The organism is Xanthomonas sp. D-36-1 (assembly GCF_017746155.1).
Lineage (GTDB): Bacteria > Pseudomonadota > Gammaproteobacteria > Xanthomonadales > Xanthomonadaceae > Xanthomonas > Xanthomonas cissicola.
The window spans coordinates 47,165-68,965 of record NZ_JAGHWR010000029.1 but is presented as its reverse complement, the minus strand read 5'-3'; the positions used below and the strand labels follow the sequence as shown (position 1 = coordinate 68,965).

The following is a 21,801-nucleotide window of genomic DNA, read 5'->3' as shown; positions in this document are numbered from 1 at the left end:
GACACGTGTGGTCCGGCAACTTGGCGCGGTGAATCGTCAGCCTCAGAGTGCTGCGCCGGCCACCATACAGTCTGCGCGCCGCTCAGTTCTTCGGCATCGGCTGCATCTGGTACTGCGCCGGCGGGGTCGCACCGAGCAGGTATTGCACGAAGTAATCCCAGCGGCGGCGGGTGACGTACGGGGTGAGATCGCCGTAGCCATGCCTGGCGTTGGGCAGCATCAGCATGTCGAAGTTCTTGTTGGCCTTGATCAAGGCATCGGCCACCAGCAAGGTGAGGTACGGCGGCACGTTGTCGTCCAGGGTGCCGTGCAGCAGCATCAGCCGGCCCTTGAGCTTGCTGGCGTGGTTGGCGTTGGCCTGGTCGTCGTAGTTGGAGCTGCCGTCCTTGTTGACGATGTGCTCGCCGTGATATTTCTCGGCCCAGTCGTCTTCGTAGCCGCGGTTGTCGTGGTTGCCGCTTTCCGACCAGGCGACCTTGAAGAAATCCGGATAGCGCAGCATCGCGCCGGTCGAGGCGTTGCCGCCGCCGGAGTGGCCCCAGATGCCGACGCGATCCAGATCGATCCAGGGATAGCGCTGACCAAGCTCCTTCAAGCCGGCGACCTGATCGGGCAAGGTGTTGTCGCCCATGTCGGCGTACCAGGTGTCGTGGAAGCTCTTGGAGCGCCACGGTGTGCCCATGCCATCGATGGCAATGACGATAAAGCCCAGTTCGGCCAGCGACTGGTTGTCGCCATGTCCGGCGAGAAAACTACGTCCGCGCACCGAGCCGGTCTGCGGGCCGGGGTAGACGTAATCGATGACCGGATACTTGCGCGCCGGGTCGAAGTTGGTGGGCTTGAACATCAACCCGTACAGCGTGGTCTTGCCGTCGCGTGCCTTCACCGTAATGGGTTCTGGCGGAACCCAGCCGGCCGCCTTGAGGCGTGTGATATCGGCGGTGGCAATCGTGCTGACAGTGCGGCCGTCGTCGGCTTCGCGCAGCAACGTGACCGGCGGCGTGACCGAGGTGGAATAGGTATCGACAAAGCGTGCGCCATCGGGCGACAGCGCGATGCTGTGGTTGGCCGGTTCGGGCGTGAGCAACACCGGCTCGCCGCCATCCAGGCTGACTTTCCACAGCTGCTGGTAGTACGGGTCCACGCCTGCGCTGCGGCCGACGCCGACGAACCATGCGGTGCGCGTCACCGGGTCCACGCGCAGCAATTCGGTGACGTTGCCTTGGCCGGTGGTGATGGCGCGTTTGGGTTTGCCGGTGGCCAGATCGTAGAGATACAGCTGGCCCCAATCGCTGCGTTCGGAGAACCACACCGCCTCGTTGCTGGCTGGCAGATAGGCCCAATTGGCCGCGACCTGGCCGCTCTCGTAATAGGTTTTGACGGTTTCGTCGAAGGCGGTACGCACCGCGCCCGTGCTGGCATCGGCAATGCGCAACCAGGTCTGCTTGTGGAAGCGCGAGGTGGAGGCGAACGCCAGCGTCTTGCTGTCCGGTGCCCACTTCACGTCGTCCCACAGGCCAGGCGAGCAACTTACGTCGTCGCAGAGCGTGGAACGATGTTGATCCGGCGGTGTCTTCAGGCGCAGCACGCTGCGGGTGGGCACGTCGATGATGACGCGCTCGATCATGGTCACGTCCTTGTCGCCGGCCAGCGGATATTTCCACGCCTGCAGCTCCGGATGGCCAAGCTTGGTGCTGACCAGGTACATGTCGCCGGTCTTGCGCTGGTCCTGCTGGAAGGTGGCGATCTTGCGGGAGTCCGGCGACCACGCCACGACGGCATTGTCGGTGTGCTGCCAGCCGGCGTTATCGGTGGCGTAACCGAAGTTTTCCACGCCATCGCGGGTGAGCTGGGTTTCCCGGCCACTGGCAAGATCGCGCACCCATAGGTTCCAGTCGCGTATGAAGGCTTCGCTGCGCTTGTCCGGCGACAGCACGCCCGGTTCCGGTTTGTCCTTGGCGTACAGCTTGCTGCAACGCGCACCCGCATCGCAGACCACGGCGGTATCGCGCACGTTGAGGCGGTAGCGACCATCGGCGGTGACCTTGACCACCGGTGCGAAGGTGTCGGCCTTGAGCGGCTTGTCGCCGGTCTTCAATAGTTTGTTGAGCGAAGCGACCAGCGCAGCCTGTTTGACCAGCGGTGCGGTCTTGCCGGTGCTGGTGTCCAGCTGCAGCAGCCGGTTGCCCTTGGCATCGTGATCGACATACACCACGTGCGTGGCGTCCAGCCAGTCGATACGGGTGACGGCGTGGTCCACCAGCGGCTGTGCGGCGTAGTTGATCAGCCGTTCGGCGCGCGCGTAGTCGGCCTCGGTGACGGCAGGGGCTTGCGCACTGGCAAGTGCCGGCAGGGCGGCCAGGGCGATGGCGACGCACAGGTGCCGCAGCGGCAACGGGGTGGTGGGCATGAAGACTCTCCGGGATGAAAGGCGCGCGCAATGCGGTCGGCGCGACCGTCCGATGCTACCCGCCACGTGGGCCGGGTGCCTCTGCCAGAAGTCGTGCTTGGCGCTCGGGGACGCACGGTGCCCGCTTGGCTGTTTCAACGGGCGAAGATCTGTCATCGGTGACGTGCAGTGACCGCCCCCCGGCGGCTGCGGGGCGACCAAACGCCAAAGCTGCGCCGCCAGCATCTGCTGCTGCCCGCCGCACACGTGCCTGCGGGCGAAAGGCGTGTCTGCGCAGCGCGACGCGCATGGTGCAAGCAATTCGCTCAGCGCCGGCGCCCCTGCGCGCGTGCTGCAGCGATGGCAGATCCGCACGCGCTTACTTGCTCATGCAGCGCTTCCAGCGCTCGTTCACCCGCTGCGCAAACCAGGCGGTGGTGAGCGTGCGGGTGATCTTGGGGCTTTCCAGGGTGATGCCGGGCAACACGGCACGCGGCAGCGGTTTGCCGGCGCTGCGCTCTGCCAATGCGAACACCTGGCGGTACAGGTCGGAGTCGGTGAAATCTGCGGTGTTGCCGTCCTCCAGTGCGCGGCGGAGCTGGCGGTCGCTCATCGCCAACTGGCTGCCCAGGCTGCGTGCGGCGCGCTCGGTGCCGCCGGGCGCATCCAGGCTGGCGCCCGGCGTGAGCAGGTCGCCGTCCAGGGCTAGCGCGATACCGCTGGCCTTGCTCAGCGCGGCCTGGAAGGCGGCATTGCGGCTGGCGTACCAGCCGGCGTTGAAATCGGCGAAGCGGTACAGCAGCGCGTCGTAGTTGACCGGATAACCCAGCAGATGCTGGGTGCCGAACCACAGCCCACCGCGTCGGCTGAAGACTTCGTGGCGGATCGAATCGCCGGGCGGGTAGGGGTAGCGCTGCGCATGCTGTTCGGCGAAGGCGATGCTCACCTGCATCGGCCCGGCGGAATGCACCGGGTTGAAGCCGTCGAACAGTCGCGCGCCCAACGGCACGCTGCCGGCGAAGTCTTCGAAGATGCGGCTCAGTTCCTGTTCGGTGCGCGCGGCAGCGATGCGCGTGGCATAGCTGCGCCCATCCGGCGAAGGCAGACGCAAGGCGGCATCGACCATGAAGCCGGGAATGTGATGCGCACCGGCGCGGCGGTCGATCTCTGCACGCGAGATCTTGCCCAGGTTGGGCACGACCGGGTTGGCCTGGTAGGTCGATTCCTGCTCGGTCACCGCCAGCACTGCGCAGATGTGCTCGGCGCTGGTGTCCAACGCCTGCGAGGACAGCGCCACGTACACATCGCTGGCCCAGCCGGCGCGGTCGGGCAATGTTGCCGGCAGGCGACGCGCGATATCGGCCTTGACCGCCTCGGGCGAGCGTTGCGGGGCCCGCGGGGCCTGCGTGGCGCAGGCCGACAACAGGGCGATGGCGAGCAGGGTGAGCACGCGGGGCAGGTGTGAGATCACGGCGTCTCCGGAAGATCGAGGGGCGGCAGCTGCCGTGCAGCAGTTTACGCGGCCGCGCCGTGGAAGCTTTACCTGCTGGCGCGCAAGGCTGCTGTGCCGAGGCATCGCGATGACAGGGCGATCGGGGCCGATGGGGTGGGTTGCTTGTCGCAGTGCGTCGGGCGGATTGCGCGATAGCCAGGCGACGACGTCGGTCTGGCTGCCGTCCGCGCACCAGTGCGATGTGCCGCGTTCTACCGTCATCCGGATTCAAGAATGGCCCGCCTGGACCGCTAACGAACGCGACCGCTTGCGCGTCGATCACGTGACCTGTCGTGTGCGTTGGTCATCATGCCGTTCGCATCATTCGGAAGATTGGCGTTTCGCCTGAAATTCCGCTGGATTCCATCGCCATCCAACCGTGGGAGTGCTTGACATGCCGCAGCAACCAGCAAGCCGCCACGTCAGCGCGAATGGCATCGGCTTGGCGTGCGCACGCTGCGGCCCGTCGTCGACGTGATGATGCGATGAGCATGTGCGTGGTCCGGTGGCGACATGGGCTCGCCGCGTTTGCCTTGCTGCTGGGCAGTGGCATGGTGTCGGCGCAGCCGCAGCCGTGGAAGACGATCGAAGCGGCGACCATCGACGACCCCGTGGTCGCGTTGCAGATCGCACAAGGCGCACTGCAGCGTGCGAGCGGCGACCACGACGTGGATGCCGAGTTCTGGGCCTTGCTGGCGCAGGCACGCGTGCTTATTTCACTGGAAGACAGCGAACGCCGCCAGGCGGTGCTGACGCAGGCGCGCGGAAGGCTCGACCAGCTGCACGGCAACACCCCGCAGGCACGGCTGTGGCTGTATATCGTGCAGGCGCTCAGCGATGTGCGCGAAAACCCCAATCGCGTCATGGTGGCGCGGCTGGAAGCGCTGCGCCAACGGGCCAGCGCGCTGGGCCGCAACGATCTGCTGTGCGAAGTGGAGGCGGTCGACATGTGGAGCATGCTCGCCTCCGGCAGCAGCGATGAATCCTGGAGCGCGGCGTAGGCCAGCTATCAATGTGCCGCGCGCGAAAACCTGCTGGGGCTGGAGCTGGATGCGTTGACGCAACTGGGAGCATTGGCCAGCCGCGTCGGTGGTCGCGCCGCCGAAGACAACGAAACCGAAGACTACCTGCAGCGTGCGCTGGCACGCCTGCACGACCAGCCGGCGCGCTTTCAGCGCAGTCTGGTCGAACACGAGTTCGGCACTGCCTTGGCAACACGGCAACCGGAAGCGGCGCTGCTGCATTTCAGGCGCGCATTGGCGCTCAGCCGCGAACTGCGCGACCAGGCGGGCGTGGCTGCAGCGCTGACCAGTGCCAGCGAGGCCCTGATCGAAACCGGCGATGCCGCTTCTGCATTGACGATGGCCCGCGAAGCCCTGCCGCTGATGCAGCAACAAGGCAATACCGGGCGTGTTGCGGCATGTCACGCCGTCTTGCTGCAGGCCTTGATCGCGTTGAAGGCGCAGGGCCTGGACGCGGAAATCGTCGCTGCCAAGGCCGCAGACGATCCCAATCTGACCTTGAACCGTCGCGCACAATTGGTCGACGCCATCGCCCAGGCACTTGCATTCCAAGGCCGCCATGCCGAGGCCTACCAGGAACTGCAACGCGCCAATGCGCTGCGCGCGCAGAGCCTGGACCGCCAGCGCGATACGGTGATGTTGCGCTTGCAGGCGCGCTACGAAGATGCACGCCGCGGCGCCGAAACGGCCGAGCTGCGCCGCCGCAGCGAGACCGCGCAGCTGGCACTGCAGGCGCGCGAAGCCGGCCAGCGGACGCTGTGGATCGCGTTGTGCGCAGCCTGCCTGTTGCTGCTCGGGGCACTGGTGGTGCTGGCCTTCGGCGCACGGCACCGCCGCCAGTTATCGCGGCTGGCGATGCGCGATGAACTCACCGGCCTGCCCAACCGGCGCGCCATTCGCACCGAGGCGCAGCAGCAGATCGAGCAGGCCTTGCGCTCGCAAACGCCGGGCATGCTGGCATTGATCGATCTGGATCACTTCAAGCAGATCAACGACGTGTATGGCCATGCCACCGGCGATGCGGTGCTCAAGGCGCTGGCCAGCGCATCGCGGCTGGCCCTGCGCGGGCAGGATCGCCTGGGCCGCCTGGGCGGCGAAGAATTCCTGCTGGTGTTGCCGGGCTGTGGCGAAGAGGAGATTCCCGCGGTGTTTACGCGCCTGCGCAGCGCGGTGGCAGCGATCGACATCGCCGGCCTGCCGCCCGAGCAACCGGTGCGCTTTTGTATGGGCGCGGTGCGCATCGTCGCCGACACCGGGCTGGATGTGTTGCTGAGCCAGGCCGATCTTGCGCTGTACGCCGCCAAGACCGCTGGGCGCGATCAGTGGGCGGTGTGCTGAACCTGATGCACACACCTGCGCTGCGACATCGGGGCGATGCTGCGGCACAATCTGCCGGCCGATGGCGACCGCTGGTTGCCGTGAACCGATCGAACGGCCCAGAACCGCATGCGCATCGATAGCCGCCTTTCCCGCATGTTGCACGTGTTGCTCCACAGGGTCAGAAGCCCGCGGCTGAATGGGGACGCGTCAACTTCGCTGTCATGTCGATAGCAACTCAGGCTTGAAAACACCGCGTCCATCAACGCCGCCGGCCTCTGAACGCAAGGCCTCACGCCTGACCGACTGGCGAGTGCGCGGCGTAGCTGTCATCGTGGTGATCGCATGTTGCGGACGCCTGTGGCTGTTGCGTGATGCAATCCCCGAAGGGCGCCATGTCAGCGCTATTGATGGCCGACCGGCACGGAGTTTTCTGGTCGACAGCGACCCGCATCGCTTCTGGATTACGGTCGGCTGGGATGCGCTGCTGAGCTGCGTGCCGTTGGCGATCGTCGGCGGCGTCGCATGTGCGAGTTGGAAGGCGCGCCGTCAGCTGCGGTGATGGTGCGGCTGATCGCGATCGCACGTTTTCGCACTGCATGACCCGGCCTGTGCGTTTGCCGGCGATCATGCGACGCCTCTGCCCTCCGACACGCAGCGACTGAGGCGCGGTGCCAGGCAATCGCATGCAGCGTGCAAGCGCTGGTACGCGGCGCAATAGATCTGCTGAGCAGACAGCGCTGACCAAAACCAGGCCGGATTCGCATCGGCCGCAGCGCTCGCAACGGTCAGTGCGCTTCTTGCGTGCGTGCAGGTCGCCGGGCACCGTGCCTGGGCCAGGCGTCGTAGCTATAGACGAACTGCTTCTGGTCGGCCCCTGCGGTCGGGTCGCAATGCCAGGAGCCGGCGACACCGCCGGGTTCCAGCACGCCGCCGATCTCGCGTATCGCTTGCGCTTCGAAGGCGCAGATGGGCCCGTAGACGGCCACGTCCCAGTCAGGTCGCGACGTCGGATGCGCGTGCTGTACCAGCACGACGTCGCTGCCATGGAAGCGATGGACCTGCGCGGCATGCCGTCGATCGGTGCTGAAGTAGCAAGGTGCGCCGATGCCCAGCACAACGACCTCGTCATCGCGCACTACCGCGCACTTGCCCTGGTGTTCGCCCAGGTGGATCACACGCCCGCCCACCGTTGCGGTAGTCACCGGATAGCGCGTGGTCACTCCTGACATCGGCTGCGATGGTGCGCTTGCCGTCACCGATGCCGTCTGCGCGTGTGCTGGTGCCGCAGTGACCAGCAAGAGCGAAACCAGCAGGGCAATGATCACGTGGGCGCGCATGCAACATCCATGTCGAGGGAGCGGCAGTATCGCAGATCCCTTCGGCGGCACGCTGCAACTGCCGCGGCAACCGTCATGCTGGCCTCGCGCACGCCTCGCGTGATCATGCAGTGCGCATGCGTGCTGTGAGTGCACGCTGCCTTGCATCTGCCGCTCGGTGATCGCACAGATCGTGTCGCCAGCGTCAATGGCACGGAGGCACCACTCAGCGCCGTGCCGGCAAGTTCGCCAGCACGCCATCCAGGGCAAGTTGCGTGGTGAAGCCGGCCTTGGCCAGACGCTTGCTCACTTCGTTGGGTACATCGCGCCCACTGGTGAGCTTGTTGGGCGCGCCGGTGTAGTGAAACAGCCGCCCGCCTCGGCGCAGCACGCGTGCCAGCTGATCGTAGAAGACCTGCGAATACAGCTCGCCAGCAATGCCGAAGCGGGGCGGGTCATGCAGGATGGCATCGACCGAATCGTCGGCCAGCGTGACGATGTGCTGCGCAATATCGGCATGGGTCAGCTGCAGGCGTCCGCCGGCAGCAGCGCCCTCCGGATCCGGCGACCACGGGTTGAGCGTGCGCAGCCACAGCACGTCGGCATTCTTTTCGAACGAGCGCAGCTGCGCGACCCCGGCCCCCAGGCAGCAGGCGGCGAAGTAGCCCAGCCCGCCGCAGGTGTCCAGCACGCTCTTGCCGCGCGGGTCCACCAGCGCCACCTTGCCCCGCGCATCCTCGAACGGCGACAGCTGCGCCGAGGGCAGCATCTTGATGCCATCGATCTCGAACGTGGGCGCGCCCCATTCGGTCGGCACCAGCTTGATCAATGCGCCGCTGTAGCGCGAGATCGGCGCGAAATCCTCGCCATCCCAGAAGTACAGCGTGCGCTCCTTGAGCTTGCCCGGATAGGGATAACCGCGGCCGCGCCATTGCCAGGTCTGTGCATCGAGCTGGGCGGTGTCGGTGCTGCGGCCCAGGTCGAGCGAGCCGGTCCAGTAAGCCAGACCACTGCCGCGCGCGGCAAGCAGCGCTTGGGCATCGGCGAGAACGAGTAAGGGGCCGGAGTAGTGGGGCACGGCTGACAGCTCTGTGTGCGGCGTGCGGAACATGCCGCAGCGCTGCAAGGAAGGGAGCGGCATCGTAACCGACCTGTTGCGGCCAGGCATCTGCCGCCGGGGCGCCCACCGCATGCGTCTGCCACCGAGGTCGACTGCCTGCGCCGTTTCGCTGACACACGCCGCATCGCATACTGCAGGCAGTCCGTATCGACACCTCGTCGGATCGGCGTCAACCGAGGAGCGTGGGTCATGCTGAAGGGTGTGTTGTTGGGGTTCGCCTGTTATGCGGCTTATTCGATCAGCGATGCGTTCGTGAAGCTGCTCGAAGGCACGCTGCCGGTCTATGAAGTGCTGTTTCTCGGCGCGCTGCTGATGCTGCTGGCGGTGCCGTTCCTGAAAAAGCCAAACGACCAGCTGCGCGAGCTGGTGATGGCCAAGCAGCCGGCGCTGTGGCTGCTGCGTGCGCTCACCGGCGCCATCGTCAATCTCACCTCGGTGATCGCCTTCACCACCTTGCCAATGGCCGAAGCATTCGCGCTGATCTTCCTGATGCCGATCTTCGTCACCGTGCTGTCGGTGATCTTCCTCAAGGAAGAAGTGCATTGGCGGCGCTGGTCGGCGGTGATCGTCGGGTTCATCGGCGTGTTGATCGTGCTGCGCCCGGGATTTCGCCATCTCACCCACGGGCATGTGGCGGCACTCGTGTGCGGCCTGGTCGGCGCCATCTCGGTGATCGCCTTGCGCATGGCCGGCCACAGCGAAAAGCGATTGACCTTGTATGGCGCTGGGGTGATCGGCCCGTTGGTGATGGGCGGGATCATGATGTTGCCCAGCTTCGTCTGGCCCACGCTGTCGCAGTGGGGCTTGTTGGCCGGCTACGGCTTGCTCGCCGGGCTGGCCGCCATCTGCATGATGTACGCCACGCGCATGGCCCCGGTCAGCGTGGTCGCACCAACCCAATACAGCCAGATGCTATGGGCCATCGCCTTTGGCTACCTGCTGTTTCATGATCATCTGGACTGGCCGATGGCCGTGGGCATCGCGCTGATCCTGGGCGCCGGTTTGTTCACCCTGGTGCGCGAGGAACAGGTGTCGCGTTGGTGGCGGCGGACGAAGATCGTGTGAGTGCTGCGCAGTACCGGCCGGTTGGCTGGCAGTGGGGCGGGATTCAAAAAAGCCTCGGTCCGTCAGGGGTCCAGACAGCGAGGCAGTTGCGATCCAATCCTGCATCCGGATCCATCGCTGACCAGAACCCGGTGCCGCACGCCGAACGCGCCAGCGCTCGATGAGGCGGGCATCGTCGCCGGCCTTGTTTCGATGCAGTCGCCGCGATAGACGTTTTGCCAATGTGGCCGCAGCGCGCCAGCGTACCGGCCGTTCTCGGGTCGGCGGCGTACCTCAGGGAAATTGTACGTTGCCGGGCTCGAAATACGGCTCGGAGCTACTGTATTCCGTCAGCGCGGGAATCTTGTCCGCGATGACCTTCCCGCGGATATCGGTGATGCGGATGGACAGCGGCTTGTTGCCGAGGTTTGTGCCTACGAAATGGTTGTAATCGGTCTTCGGCAGACTGGTCCAGGTGCTGCCTTGTTTGACTTCGAACTTGACCACCGGATAGGTGTGGTGTCGCACCTGGATCGCGGCCCAGTAGCGTGAACTGCCTTCTTTGATGCGGTACTGCACGTTGCCGGTAATCGGCGCGCGGACGACCTTCCAGCTGATCGGAATGCGCCCGTCTGCCGTGTTGCCGATCGCCGCGAAGGCATTGGGCGACAGATCCAGGCCGCCAGAGGCGCCCCCCGGATACAGGTCGGTGACATAGACGATGGTCTTTCCCCTGGGGCCGGTCACTTCCAGATAGGCGCCAGCCAGCGCGGCCTTGATCCCGCCGAAGTTCAGCTGCGTGGAGTTGAGCGCGGTGATGAAGGCATCGCTCGGAATGGGGTCCAGCAGGAGCGCGCCGCCAGAGTAGCCGGAGCCGGTCATGGTGGCAGTGCCGCTGAAAGTACTATTCCACGACTTCTTCCCGCTCGCATTCTTCGTGCTGTCGCCAGTTGCTGTGGCAATGGCGGGCATGACGGGCAACATGCCCCAGGCATGACGCAAGATCAGCAGTTTGTCTGCGCGGGGGCTGCCATCCGGCGCCAACAGGCCGCCGTTGTTGGCATTGCCAGTTTCCCAACTGCCGAGAAATGCGCTGCGCATTCCAGCGTTTGCCAAATAACCGCTCAATGCGGTTTGCCATGCTGGGTCGCGCGGGTCGCCATCGCCCAGTCCACCGCCGAGGCTGACGGGTACCACTGCATGGTCGAGTGCGAATTGGCCGAAGTCGCGTTGCCACATGGCGGGCAGTGCCTGCGCAAATCCGGGTGCGGCGAAGGCACCGGTCGTATCGCGGTCCGGGCCCGCCAACTTCGGCATCAACACCAGGTGTCGGCGAGCGATGTCCAGCGGCACGCACGCGAACGGCTGAAGATTGCTGCCAGGCGCTTTGCGCCCCGGGTCACTGCACACCCCATTGCTGCCCACACCTTCCACACCCACGAACCAACGCGGTGCCTGCGCCAGCACCGTTGCAGCTGCGCGCGACGCTACCCGGTTCCAATCCTGATCCGCCGCGTTTCCTGTCCAGCTGGCATTGCGGTAGCCGCTGCTGCCAAGGTCGATACCCAGGACATTGGCGTTGCCGCCATAGCGGCGTGCCAGCGTGACCAGGCCGCGCGTCCATGCCTGCCGCTGTGCGCCCAGGAGCGGTGCGCGGTCATCGCAACTTCCATCTGCAAACGCGAACATCACCTGCATCCCGCGCTGGGTTGCGGCATGCACCACTGTGTCGAGCAGTTGCAAGGAATCTAATCCGCGCAGCGTGGAATCGCCGGCAACTTCTGCAGCTGCCACAGGGGCGCGTTGCAGAACAGCGGCGCAGACCGGCACCCGCACGGCATTAATGTCTGACGCCTGCATCCGATCCAGCAGTTGCGCCAGTGTGTTGTTGCGCATGCCGACGGCCGCCAACCCGGCGCGATCGAAGCCGGGCCAGGTGACCCCGCGAATGTGCAGCGTCTGACCCGTTGCATCGACAAGGGGAGCTTGCGTACTGACCTGCATCGCCGGCGCGGTGAGCGGGACGAGCGTTGCGAGCGCGATCAAGAAATGGATGTGTGACAGCATGGACGTTTCCTAGAGTGTGTCATGTACGTTGAGATGCCTACGAAGCGGCCTGTGCGGTTGGAGACAAAAGGGCACAGCGCCCCGGCAACGCGCGCGATGCAGTCCCGGCGTGCCACAGGCCACTTCCCGCCGGGTTGGCCGGCAGAAGCACGGAGTGGGCGCTGCGCCGCTTGCCGTGGCGCTACCGAGCCTGTGCCATGCAGCGCCCGTTCCGCCGCCGACGGCATCTGCTCCGATGTCATCTCATTCGAAGCGCATGCCGCGTTCCAGACAGAGGTAGAGCAGCACGACAGCGATTGAACTGGCGGCCGCTAGGCGCCGCATCGTTGTTGCAGCGCTCCTCCCGCAGCCGAGGAGCGGTAGAGCACACTAGCCTCTACCGCTCTGTGGCAACGCAGTTATCGCATCACCGATGCGGCGTCGCGCTCACGGTGACCGAGCTCGCGCCTGCACCCGATGGGCCGTTGGCCGTTACCTTGTAGTAGTACGTGGTACCGTTGGTGAGCGCCTGGTCCACATATGAGGGCGAGGTCAGGCCCGATGCGACGGTGATGGGAGCAGCGGCTGCGCCGGCAACACGTTGCACCGTGTAACCCGTGGCACCGGCAACGGGCGACCAGCTGAGCCTGACCTTGCCGTCCGCTGCATTGGCGGTCAGCCCCTTCGTTGCCGTCGGCAAACTGGCGGGCACCGCGTCGGTCGAAGCCGACTGCAGCGCCACCTTGGTCGAGGTGCCGATAGCGGGATACGCGTTGGCGACCAACTGGACGAACTGCGTGTGGAACCAGTTACCGGCGATCGGCGCGTTCGGCAAGGCGCCCGTCAACGTGCCGTCCGGCGTCGTATAGGTCGGGTCGCAGTATCTGTCGAAGCCCTTGCCCTGGTTGTTGGGGATGTACTTGCTGGAGCCGTCGGATTCGCCCGCTCCCTTGCCCCACACATAGGCATGGATATGCCCGCCGGGTGCCGCGGTCGGCGGCATGCCGATCCCCGCACCGCTCTGATTGCACCAGTTGCCGCGATGGAGACGACGGTCCACGCGTCCGGAGTCCACGTAGGTGTTGATGTCATTGCCGCTGGCAGATGCAGGGCGCGCGCTGCCGCCCCAGCCGTTGCGACCGGTGTCGATCAGAAAGCCGATCTTGCTGGGCCAACCCGCGCCGACGAAGCCGTTGTAGAGCGCTTCCGCATAGGTCGATTCGTCGAAGAAACTGTTCCATTGATAGAAGTTGGACGAGCGAATGGGCTGGCCACCGATCGTCAGGTCCGGATTGGGCAGGTTCGGCTCATGAAGCGGCGTGTAATTGGCGGTGTTGGTGATGAAGCCATCCGCACTGGCCAGACCGGCTGCCGTTCCCTGCACGACCCGTGTGTACAGCGAAATCGCAGGGCTACGGTTATTGTCCCACCCCAGCCAGCCGGAATGGGCGATATCGAGGTAATTGTAAACATTGGGAATGGCATGGAGCTTGTCGAGCGCGTACTTGATGGCGGCCTCGTAAATGCCGCTGGATGCCGCCTGGCCGCAGGCGGGCGTGCTTTGATTGGTGACAAGATTCGGAAGGCTGTCCGGCTCGATGATGTTGACGATCCGAAGATCCTTGTATTTCGGATTGGCCAGCGTCGATGCGATGACGTCGATGTATTCGGTCTTGTAGCGCTGCAAGCCGGCTTGCGTCAGTGGCAGCTCGCCGTTGGAGGCCAGCGCATGGCAGTCGCGCCCCGGCATGTCGTAAATGACAAAGCCGACCGTGATCGGCGTGTTGGCCTTTTTCTGCGCCAATGCCGCATCCAAGTGGCCTTGCAGACTTAGGCGGCCGGCGTTGCGCGAGCCGCCATAGATCGCGTTGATCGAATCCAGCCAGACGGAGGTCGGATAGGACTTGACGACCTGCATCTTGGCTTTCAGTTGCACATCCTTGACCTTGACGATCGACGAGTTGACTTCCTTCGAATAATCGGGATTGACATACCCGCTCGCGCCGACGAACGGGTTGTCGACATGGCTCTGGGCGGATGCCGCAACGGGAATGAGCAGCGCGCCGGTCAGCAACGAAACGGCGAGCTTGGACGTGACGCAGGGTCGGAGGTTTGTCAAAGATGACATTGAATTTTGCCTTGGGATGGGAAGTGGTGAAACGGTGTGTAATAGCGAGATATCAAGATGTCGCGTGATTCGCTATGACTGGTGGCTTCTCTCGATTGATGTCCGCTCGGGGTGAGTGATGCACGTGCGCAACCGAACGCGCCCCAGATGCGCGTGTGCATCGGTGGTCCTGCGCCGGGGCGATCGGCGCAGAAGATGGTGCGGCGTGTCGCATTCAAGCGGCTCGCCGTATTCGCGCATCGGTCGGCGCAATGCGTCGATTCCGTTGCCCGTTTGAGCGCAGCTGCAGCGGGGCTTACGCCCACGCGCACTGTGCGATTGTGTGCCGCGTCGTTGCGGCTCATGACCGGTTTCGTCTACCTGCCTGCCACGACCATCGAACGGCATGGTCGGCGCATCGATCGACAATGGCAGCAGGCCTTGCAGGCGGGGTGTGGCTGAAGATGCATGGGAAGCTTTCTGGCGAGACTGAGAACGTAGAAGGCCAGCATTGATGGCACGAATCCGTGCGCGTGCTCTAGAAAGCGAGCGCTACCATAAAAGCAGATGCTGGAACTGTGGACGACTACGCTCACCATCCGAGAAAGGTGTGGCGTTATTGCAGATGCCGATTATGTGGAGAAGAAAACGAAGACGGATACCGATGATTCGGAAATTATATTTACAAAGATAATCTCGAAAGTTATTTAATTCTGACAAAAATGGTTTGTTTTTTATTTTAGGAGAAGGGTGTAAAAGTATATTTTGATGCATTATGTTGGATGTCAGTCTCGGCTGGGGTCGTGGTTCCAGGGCATTGCGCCACAGCTCCAGATGGCCGGTGCCTGGCGGTGAACGTGAACCAGCGCGTCTGACCTAGATGCCGGTGTCAGAAGAACTCGGGACGGTTCGATGCGAGGTCGCTACGGTCGAGATGGCAGGCGTGAGCAGGTACCGGCAGACTGAGCTGCATGCAGTGCGAATTGCCGCCGCCGGGAGTGCGGTACGGCCTGGACGCTGGTTGCGGTCTTGGGGCGGTGCAGGTCTGCGACGCGGGTCTTGCCCAGGTCGTTGCAGAGGACGTGCCCACCGCAGCCTCGCATCAGGCGCCCACTGGCACGCATGGGCGTGATCTCGTATGTTGACCAGCTTGCCCACTCCTCCGGTGCCGTGCCCATGTCTGACCCGTCCGCGCCCGATCATCTGCAACGCAGCCTGTCCAATCGCCACCTGCAGTTGATCGCCATCGGCGGGGCGATCGGTACCGGCCTGTTCATGGGCTCTGGCAAGACGATCAGTCTGGCCGGGCCGTCGATCCTGTTCGTCTATCTCATCATTGGCGCGATGCTGTTCTTCGTGATGCGCGCGATGGGCGAACTGCTGCTTTCCAACCTGGAATACAAGTCGTTTATCGATTTTTCCACCGACCTGCTCGGGCCATGGGCCGGGTTTTTCTGCGGGTGGACGTACTGGTTTTGCTGGATCATCACCGCCATTGCCGATGTCATCGCGATTGCGGCCTATGCGCAGTTCTGGTTTCCGGGATTGGCGCCGTGGATTCCGGCGATCTTGTGCGTGTTGTTGCTGCTGAGCCTGAATCTGGTCACGGTGAAATTGTTCGGCGAGATGGAATTCTGGTTTGCGCTGATCAAGATCATCGCCATTGCCGCGTTGATCGTCACTGGCGCCGGGCTGGTGGCCTGGGGCTTCCGCTCGCCCTCGGGCAACGTGGCCTCGCTGTCGAATCTGTGGAACGACGGTGGCATGTTCCCGATGGGCATTGGCGGGTTCTTTGCCGGCTTTCAGATCGCGGTGTTCGCTTTCGTCGGCATCGAGCTGGTCGGCACCACGGCTGCAGAAACCGCCGACCCGCGCCGTAATCTGCCCAAGGCGATCAATTCGATTCCGGTGCGCATCTTGATTTTCTATGTGCTTGCGCTGATCGCCATCATGGCGGTGACGCCGTGGCGGCAGGTGGTGGCCGACAAGAGCCCGTTCGTGGAGTTGTTCGTGCTGGCCGGCGTGCCGGCGGCGGCCAGCCTGATCAACTTCGTGGTGCTGACCTCGGCCACCTCGTCGGCCAATAGCGGCATTTTTTCCACCAGCCGCATGCTCTACGGCCTGGCCGAAGAACAGCATGCGCCCAAGGGCTTTGCCAAGCTCTCGCGTGCGGCAGTGCCGGCGCGCGGCCTGCTGTTTTCCTGTCTGTGCCTGCTGCTGGGCGCGATGCTGGTGTATCTGATTCCCAACCTGGTCACCGCGTTTACGCTGGTCACCACGCTGTCGGCGGTGCTTTTCATGTTCGTGTGGTCGCTGATCCTGTGCGCCTACATCGCCTACCGCCGCAAGCGCCCGGAGCAGCACGCCGCCTCGGCGTTCAAGATGCCCGGCGGCGTGCTGATGTGCTACGTGTGCCTGGCTTTCTTCGCCTTCGTCATCGTGCTGCTGACCCTGCAGGACGACACGCGTCAGGCATTGCTGGCCAGCCCGGTCTGGTTCCTGCTCCTGGCCATTGGCTATGCGGTCAAACGCCGTGGGAACCGGCAGCATTGAGCGATGGGTGCGGCACGCATCGTGTGTAGCGTGCGGCGGTGACCGCACGCTGCGAGCCGTCATGGCGATGCGCGTGGACGGTGGATCATTCACCGCTTGGGTCAGGATGCGCCGCTTCGCCTTTCTGTGCCGGGCTCGGTGACGCGATGGCAGCCCCGGCGGGCAGACGCTGCAACGGAATCTGTTTCTTTGCTTTCCATTCCGGCGTGACCGGCAGACCGTAGTGCTGAAAGAGCTTGGAGACGTTTTCGAGATGGTCTGACGTTCGGTCGGCATATTCGCTGAATCGCCCCGAATCGTTATCGATGCAGAGCTCGCCGTCCGTGTTGTAGTACAGGGTGCCGCTGATGCGCGCTTCCGGTATCTGGCGGTTTTCCTGCCAGGTGGTCCTGTTCCAGGGTTGGCCGCCCACGAGGGTGACATGGCCTTGCGCGTATGGCTGTTTCTTCTTGCGCGCGTCCTTGCTTGTCATCGGCTCGTCCAGGACCACGCCAGGATGCCCTTCTCCGATGACCAAGCTGCCATTGCTGGCGATGTTCCATTTGTACTCCACTTTCTTGTCGCGCAGATCTTCCAGGCGCAGGCGCTGAGCCAGTGGCGTACTGGACGGCACGCCGCTTTCAGTCTGTTCGTGGAACGTCGGGGTGCTCCTGATGCGATCGATGGCGTCCTCGCTCAGCCCGAGATCTTTGGATAGCTTGGCTGGATCGAGACGATGCAGCGTCTTCAGTGCCGGACCGGTCGAGACGAACAGGCGTGTTGGATTGATCTTGACCTGCGCATGGCCGCCGGCAGGCGTTTCTATTTCCTGACTCTGGATCGGCGTCCGATGGGTACCGTCTTCCAGTTGCTTTCCGCGCGCGGGCTGGGTGCTGCCGAACAGCGCATCGAGATGGCTGCTGTCTGCGATGAACGCCGGCGATCGCCCCTTGGCTGATGCGCTTCGGCGCATGCGAGGCAGCCCGCAGAGTTGGGAGTGGGCGCCGATTTGGATGTCGTCGCAAACCGATGGGGCATGTCGCGGATCAACAGGACCGATATGCTCGTGTAGCTGGCGAAACGCCGAGCCGGAGATTTTCATGCGCGTACTCCTGGAATGCGTGAGCGGAAAATGTAAGGCAGCCAGGACGTGCATACCGCTCACAGCAGAATCGATGTGCGATTTGGCGAAAGCGTTCGCTGCCTTGCAGAAATCCCGCGGCGATCGCATGCGTGAGCAGGCACGGCCATCGCGGCCATCGCGGCAGTCGCCTACCTCGCCGGTGGGCATGTGCCGGCGTTGACGCCATGGTGGACGCGGAGGATGCTTGGGCTCTTTCATCTCACAGTCGATGCATGATCACGATCCACCCGATTGCCGGAACCCAGCACTGTTGGGTCGACCTGTGCCAGCCGAGTCCGCAAGAGTTGGCGCAGGCCGCTGAAAAGGCGGGGTTTGCCTTGCCCGATCGTGCGGCGATTGGCGAGATCGAATTCAGCAGCCGGGTACGCCGCCAGGGCGATGTGCTGTTTCTCAATGTGCCGCGTTTTCAGGACGATGACGGCCCCACCGCACCGCTGGGGTTTGCGCTGTCGCCCAGCATGCTGGTGACCTTGCGCGAGCAGCGCATCGGCTCGTTGGAGGACTTGCCCGCGCGGCTGGAACACGCGCCCTGCCACAGCTCGGACGACCTGTTGCTGCGCATGTTCGATCAACTGGTCGGGCGGTTGGCAGACCGGCTTGAGGCACTCGAAGCGACAGTCACCGAGACCACGCGGCAGGTGTTCGATAGCCCACACAAGACCAAGGATCTGGAGCGCATGTTGCACCAGGTCGGCGACATGGGCCGCCAGCTCGGCGGGCTGCATAGCGCCGGGCAGGGCATGCTGCGTCTGGTGACGTATCTGGATGGCACCGCGCCGGACTGGTTCGGCGCCGATGCGGCCAAACGCATCACCTCGCTGCACAAGGACCTGACCACCCTGAGCGAATTCCATCAGCACATGGACGACCGCATCGAGTTCCTGCTCGACAGCGTGCTGGGCATGATCAACATCGACCAGAACAACGTGATGAAGGTGATGGCAGTGGCATCGGTGGTCGGCATCCCACCCACCGTGCTGGTCGGCATCTGGGGCATGAACTTCGCCTACATGCCCGAACTCAAGGGGCACGACAACTATTTCTGGGCGCTTGGCATCATCGCGTTGAGCGTGGTGGTGCCGCTGGCGTGGTTTCGCAAGCGTGGATGGGTGTGACGCATCAGCGCCGGACAACCGTAGGAGCGCACCTGGGTGCGATGTGGCGTTACCGGAAAAGCCCTCGCGCCTGGGTGCGCTCCTGCGCAGGTGCTGCGCGCGCCGTCGTGATTTGAAGACTGTCCACTGCTTCGTCACTGCACCAGCGCCCGAGAACCGTAGGAGCGCCCCTGGGCGCGATGTGGCGTTACCGGCAAAGCCCTCGTGCCCAGGGGCGCTCCTACACAGGTGCTGCGCGCCGTCGTGACTTGAAGGCTGTCAGCTGCGTAGCGTGCAATCAGGTCATGCGCATTGTTGCTGCCGGGCGGCCTGGATCAGCCCTTGGACTGCTGGAAGCTGGCTTCTTCATAGGGCTGCACCACGACCCAACCTTCGCCGGCAAAACGCATCTGCAGGCTTTCGCCCGAGCCGCGGCCGAATAGCGTGCCGATCGAGACGTCGGTGACCAGCTCCGGCGTCAGCGTGCCGGACCAGGCGACGGTGGCATTGGGGTCGGTGAACACCGGGCCGCTGGCGGCGGTGACCGGCAAGGTCAGCGGCTCGTAGTGCGAGGTGATCGCCACGATGCCGTGGCCACTCAGGCGCACGTTGAACAGCCCGCCCGAGAGCATTCCGGCCACTTTGCGCATCATGGTGATCTTGTGTTCGACGCCCGATTCAAACGCCAGCACATCGTTGCCGTTGACGAAGATCGCCTCGCCGTTCAAGCGCAGCAGCGTGACCATCTTGCCGACATCGGCCAGATACACGCGGCCCTGGCCTTCGGCCTTCATCAACTGCATGCCTTCGCCGCTGACGGCTTTTTTCAGCAGGTTGCCCAGGCCCTGTTCCAGCAGTCCCTCGCGGGTGAACTTGACGTTGCCGGTGCGCGCCACCATGGCGCCGGCCTTGGACCACACCATGCCGTTCAGGCGCACTTCCAGCAGATGCGGGTTTTCCAGTTCGAACGGATCGGGGCTGACGTCCTTTTCCTTGGAATGGGCGAGAAATTCATTGAGCGTGCGTACGGCCATGGGTCCGTCCTGGAGTGAAAGAGTGCGCATGATACGCGGCCGTCTGCGGTGCAGTCGCGGGCCGGCACCGGGAGCCCATGTGCTGCGCATCAGCGCATGCGATGACAGCGGCAAGGTGGCGATCACCAGCCGCGCCCTACGTTTGCGGGTGAACCAGGCGCGGTTCGAATCGCTGCGCTCCAGACGGCTGCACACCATCGGAGGGCCTCGCCGGTGCGCCGAATCGGCATGGTGCGTTTTTATGCACGCGTTTGTGTGTGCGATGCCCCTATCGCACGATCGCGCGACGTGTTGCCAGCAAATGCAGAGCGCGTCGTGTTGCCGCAACGGCTGTGCTGCGCGTCGGTGACGTGCACCGTCCGACATCCAACGCCAATGATCCGCCCCTGCCGCCGCCACGCACTGCGCAGCAGCGGCACCGTCCTCAGCGCGCGGCCGCCTCGGGCTTGCGCACGCGCTTGGCGGGTGCGGCTTTGGTGTCCTTGCCCGGATACAGGTTCAACAGCATCAAGGTGACGCCGTTGGTCCAGCCGAAGCCGTCCTGCAGGGCGTATTCGCCGCCGCCGCCGCCGGCCGCATCGGTCTCCAGGCCGTACTTCTCGACCAGCTTGTGCTCGCGTGCGAACAGCGCCTGCACCTGGGCCAGAAAACGTTCGCCAATGGTGCGTGCCAGCGCGTCTTCGCCGTAGCGCCGCAGGCCATCCACGGCCACCCATTGCAGCGGCGCCCAGCCGTTGGGTTCGTCCCATTGCTGACCGGTCTTCACTGCGGTGGTGGCCAGTCCGCCCGGGCGCAGTAGCGTTTTACGCACGGTGCTGGCGGTGCGCTTGGCGTGATCGTCCGAGGCCAGGCCGGCAAACAGCGGGTAGAGCGCGGCGGCGGTGACCTGGTTGCTCAGCGTATGCCTCTGCCAGTCGTAGTCGGCGTAGTAGCCGGCTGCATTCCACAGATGCGCGTCGATGGCCTGCTTGCGCTGCTGTGCAAGTGCGGCGTAATCGCGGGTGCACTCCGCACCCGGTTGCGCGCAGGCCTGCGCCAGCGTGCGCTCCAGGTGGTAGAGCAGGCTGTTGAGGTCGATCGGGAGGATGGCGGTGGTACGGATGGTGCGCAGGTTCTGGCCGTCGGCCAGCCAGCGGCTGGTGTAGTCCCAGCCACTTTCGGCGCCGGCACGCAGGTCGCGGTAGACCTCGGCGGCCGGGCGGTCGGTCACTTCTGCGGCGGTGCGGGTGTCGTGCAGCCAGGCTTCCGGGCGCGGGGTGTCGCGCTCGTCCCAATAGCGGTTGAGCACGCTGCCATCGGCCAGGCGCACCACGTGGCGCGCGGCCTGGCCGGGCTGCAGGTCATCGCTGCCCTGCATCCAGTAGGCATATTCCTTTTGCAGCTGCGGCAGGTAGCGCTGATAGACCGCCTCGCCTTCCACGCCGGCCTGCAGCTCCACCATGTAGGAGAAGAACGGCGGCTGCGAGCGGCTGAGGTAGTAGGTGCGGTTGCCGTTGGGAATATGCCCGTAGGTGTCGATCAGGTAGGCGAAGTTGTCCAGCATCTGGCGGCTGAGCGTGGTTTCGCCGCTCTTCACCAGGCCCAGCATGGTGAAGTAGGAATCCCAGTAATACACCTCGCGGAAGCGTCCGCCCGGCACCACATACGGATGCGGCAGCGCCAGCAGGCTGCTGTGCGGCGGCACGTGGTTCTGGCTACGCACCAGCTTGGGCCACAGCAGGTCGATGTGCTCGCGCAGCGCGGTGTCCTGGCGGATCGCATCGGTCTGCACTGGCGGCGATTCTTCGAAATTGGCATCCACGAACTTGCGCAGGTCGAAGCCGGGGTGATCGTGCTGCGCCAGATAGTCGGCGTTGATCAGCGCCGGGTCGCGCAGCGGCAGGAAGTCGACAAAGTGCTTCTGGTCATCGAACAGCTCACCGCGCTGCACGGCCTGGAACAGTTCCGGGTAGGCCAGGTCGGGCGTGGGCGGCGTGGGCGCCGGCGCATTGACGACCGGAGGCTCCAGCGGCGCGGCGGTCAGCGTGCCCGGCGCAACAAACATGCTCAGCGACAGGCCAAGCAGCGACGTGCAGCACGGGGGCGCGGCAGAACTCATGACATCTCCAGAACGGGCAGTGGCGTAGGGCATGGTAAACGAC

General features: G+C 64.4%; 14 protein-coding genes and 2 pseudogenes. 7 read left to right on the top strand and 9 right to left on the bottom strand.

What is annotated here, in order from left to right; genetic code table 11:
• Positions 1 to 82: 82 nt before the first annotated feature.
• Both J7367_RS09310 and J7367_RS09305 read right to left on the bottom strand, forming a co-directional pair.
• Positions 83 to 2,410: a S9 family peptidase gene (locus tag J7367_RS09310; RefSeq protein WP_057661393.1), complete on the bottom strand. Its 2,328-nt coding sequence runs from the start codon at positions 2,408 to 2,410 to the stop codon at positions 83 to 85.
• Between the two features lie 358 nt (positions 2,411 to 2,768).
• Complete coding sequence (locus J7367_RS09305; protein ID WP_057661395.1) at positions 2,769 to 3,860, bottom strand: DUF1615 domain-containing protein; 1,092 nt, start codon at positions 3,858 to 3,860, stop codon at positions 2,769 to 2,771.
• A gap of 506 nt (positions 3,861 to 4,366) precedes the next feature.
• Here J7367_RS09305 and J7367_RS09300 point away from each other — a divergent pair.
• From J7367_RS09300 to J7367_RS09290, 3 genes and pseudogenes are all read left to right on the top strand, one after another.
• Positions 4,367 to 6,241: pseudogene (locus tag J7367_RS09300) on the top strand (GGDEF domain-containing protein).
• A 61-nt stretch (positions 6,242 to 6,302) separates the two neighbouring features.
• Positions 6,303 to 6,415, top strand: a pseudogene (locus J7367_RS09295) (transcriptional regulator); the annotation flags it as partial.
• Positions 6,416 to 6,587: 172 nt separating this feature from the next.
• Positions 6,588 to 6,782, top strand: a complete 195-nt coding sequence (locus J7367_RS09290; protein WP_033480931.1) for a hypothetical protein — start codon at positions 6,588 to 6,590, stop codon at positions 6,780 to 6,782.
• Between the two features lie 226 nt (positions 6,783 to 7,008).
• Here the strand turns inward: J7367_RS09290 and J7367_RS09285 are convergent, their stop codons facing one another.
• Positions 7,009 to 7,560, bottom strand: coding sequence for a hypothetical protein (locus tag J7367_RS09285; protein WP_057661398.1), 552 nt, complete (start codon positions 7,558 to 7,560; stop codon positions 7,009 to 7,011).
• Positions 7,561 to 7,765: 205 nt separating this feature from the next.
• Positions 7,766 to 8,650: an SAM-dependent methyltransferase gene (locus tag J7367_RS09280; RefSeq protein WP_057661466.1), complete on the bottom strand. Its 885-nt coding sequence runs from the start codon at positions 8,648 to 8,650 to the stop codon at positions 7,766 to 7,768.
• Positions 8,651 to 8,848: 198 nt separating this feature from the next.
• Here J7367_RS09280 and J7367_RS09275 point away from each other — a divergent pair, with 198 nt between their 5' ends.
• Positions 8,849 to 9,724 carry a DMT family transporter gene (locus J7367_RS09275; RefSeq protein WP_057661400.1) on the top strand — a complete coding sequence of 292 codons (876 nt, stop codon included), beginning with the start codon at positions 8,849 to 8,851 and terminating at the stop codon, positions 9,722 to 9,724.
• A gap of 273 nt (positions 9,725 to 9,997) precedes the next feature.
• Here the strand turns inward: J7367_RS09275 and J7367_RS09270 are convergent, their stop codons facing one another.
• Complete coding sequence (locus tag J7367_RS09270; protein WP_057661402.1) at positions 9,998 to 11,770, bottom strand: expansin EXLX1 family cellulose-binding protein; 1,773 nt, start codon at positions 11,768 to 11,770, stop codon at positions 9,998 to 10,000.
• A gap of 406 nt (positions 11,771 to 12,176) precedes the next feature.
• Positions 12,177 to 13,823: a glycoside hydrolase family 6 protein gene (locus tag J7367_RS09265; RefSeq protein WP_170922313.1), complete on the bottom strand. Its 1,647-nt coding sequence runs from the start codon at positions 13,821 to 13,823 to the stop codon at positions 12,177 to 12,179.
• Positions 13,824 to 14,024: 201 nt separating this feature from the next.
• On the opposite strand from J7367_RS09265, the gene J7367_RS09260 reads away from it, so the two are divergent.
• Together J7367_RS09260 and cycA are read left to right on the top strand one after the other, a co-directional pair.
• Positions 14,025 to 14,318, top strand: a complete 294-nt coding sequence (locus J7367_RS09260; protein ID WP_057661407.1) for a hypothetical protein — start codon at positions 14,025 to 14,027, stop codon at positions 14,316 to 14,318.
• A gap of 660 nt (positions 14,319 to 14,978) precedes the next feature.
• Positions 14,979 to 16,409 (top strand): D-serine/D-alanine/glycine transporter, encoded by a 1,431-nt coding sequence (cycA, locus tag J7367_RS09255; RefSeq protein WP_176215030.1) that lies wholly within the window; start codon positions 14,979 to 14,981, stop codon positions 16,407 to 16,409.
• 85 nt (positions 16,410 to 16,494) lie between these two features.
• Here the strand turns inward: cycA and xopV are convergent, their stop codons facing one another.
• Positions 16,495 to 17,490, bottom strand: coding sequence for a XopV/AopV family type III secretion system effector (gene xopV / locus J7367_RS09250; RefSeq protein ID WP_057661470.1), 996 nt, complete (start codon positions 17,488 to 17,490; stop codon positions 16,495 to 16,497).
• A 254-nt stretch (positions 17,491 to 17,744) separates the two neighbouring features.
• On the opposite strand from xopV, the gene J7367_RS09245 reads away from it, so the two are divergent.
• Positions 17,745 to 18,647, top strand: a complete 903-nt coding sequence (locus tag J7367_RS09245; RefSeq protein WP_042805751.1) for a magnesium transporter CorA family protein — start codon at positions 17,745 to 17,747, stop codon at positions 18,645 to 18,647.
• A 314-nt stretch (positions 18,648 to 18,961) separates the two neighbouring features.
• Here J7367_RS09245 and J7367_RS09240 read toward each other — a convergent pair whose 3' ends face one another.
• Positions 18,962 to 19,660 (bottom strand): AIM24 family protein, encoded by a 699-nt coding sequence (locus tag J7367_RS09240; protein ID WP_057661472.1) that lies wholly within the window; start codon positions 19,658 to 19,660, stop codon positions 18,962 to 18,964.
• A gap of 424 nt (positions 19,661 to 20,084) precedes the next feature.
• Positions 20,085 to 21,758 carry an alpha,alpha-trehalase TreA gene (gene treA, locus J7367_RS09235; RefSeq protein ID WP_057661409.1) on the bottom strand — a complete coding sequence of 558 codons (1,674 nt, stop codon included), beginning with the start codon at positions 21,756 to 21,758 and terminating at the stop codon, positions 20,085 to 20,087.
• Positions 21,759 to 21,801: the final 43 nt, after the last annotated feature.

What these genes read in the sequence shown, in the direction of transcription:
- J7367_RS09310 (WP_057661393.1), bottom strand. Translation starts at nt 2,410, where the DNA reads ATGCCCACCACCCCGTTGCCGCTGCGGCACCTGTGCGTCGCCATCGCC.
- J7367_RS09285 (WP_057661398.1), bottom strand. Translation starts at nt 7,560, where the DNA reads ATGCGCGCCCACGTGATCATTGCCCTGCTGGTTTCGCTCTTGCTGGTC.
- J7367_RS09280 (WP_057661466.1), bottom strand. Translation starts at nt 8,650, where the DNA reads ATGTTCCGCACGCCGCACACAGAGCTGTCAGCCGTGCCCCACTACTCC.
- J7367_RS09275 (WP_057661400.1), top strand. Translation starts at nt 8,849, where the DNA reads ATGCTGAAGGGTGTGTTGTTGGGGTTCGCCTGTTATGCGGCTTATTCG.
- J7367_RS09270 (WP_057661402.1), bottom strand. Translation starts at nt 11,770, where the DNA reads ATGCTGTCACACATCCATTTCTTGATCGCGCTCGCAACGCTCGTCCCG.
- J7367_RS09260 (WP_057661407.1), top strand. Translation starts at nt 14,025, where the DNA reads ATGCGCGTGTGCATCGGTGGTCCTGCGCCGGGGCGATCGGCGCAGAAG.
- cycA (WP_176215030.1), top strand. Translation starts at nt 14,979, where the DNA reads ATGGGCGTGATCTCGTATGTTGACCAGCTTGCCCACTCCTCCGGTGCC.
- xopV (WP_057661470.1), bottom strand. Translation starts at nt 17,490, where the DNA reads ATGAAAATCTCCGGCTCGGCGTTTCGCCAGCTACACGAGCATATCGGT.
- J7367_RS09245 (WP_042805751.1), top strand. Translation starts at nt 17,745, where the DNA reads ATGATCACGATCCACCCGATTGCCGGAACCCAGCACTGTTGGGTCGAC.
- J7367_RS09240 (WP_057661472.1), bottom strand. Translation starts at nt 19,660, where the DNA reads ATGGCCGTACGCACGCTCAATGAATTTCTCGCCCATTCCAAGGAAAAG.
- treA (WP_057661409.1), bottom strand. Translation starts at nt 21,758, where the DNA reads ATGAGTTCTGCCGCGCCCCCGTGCTGCACGTCGCTGCTTGGCCTGTCG.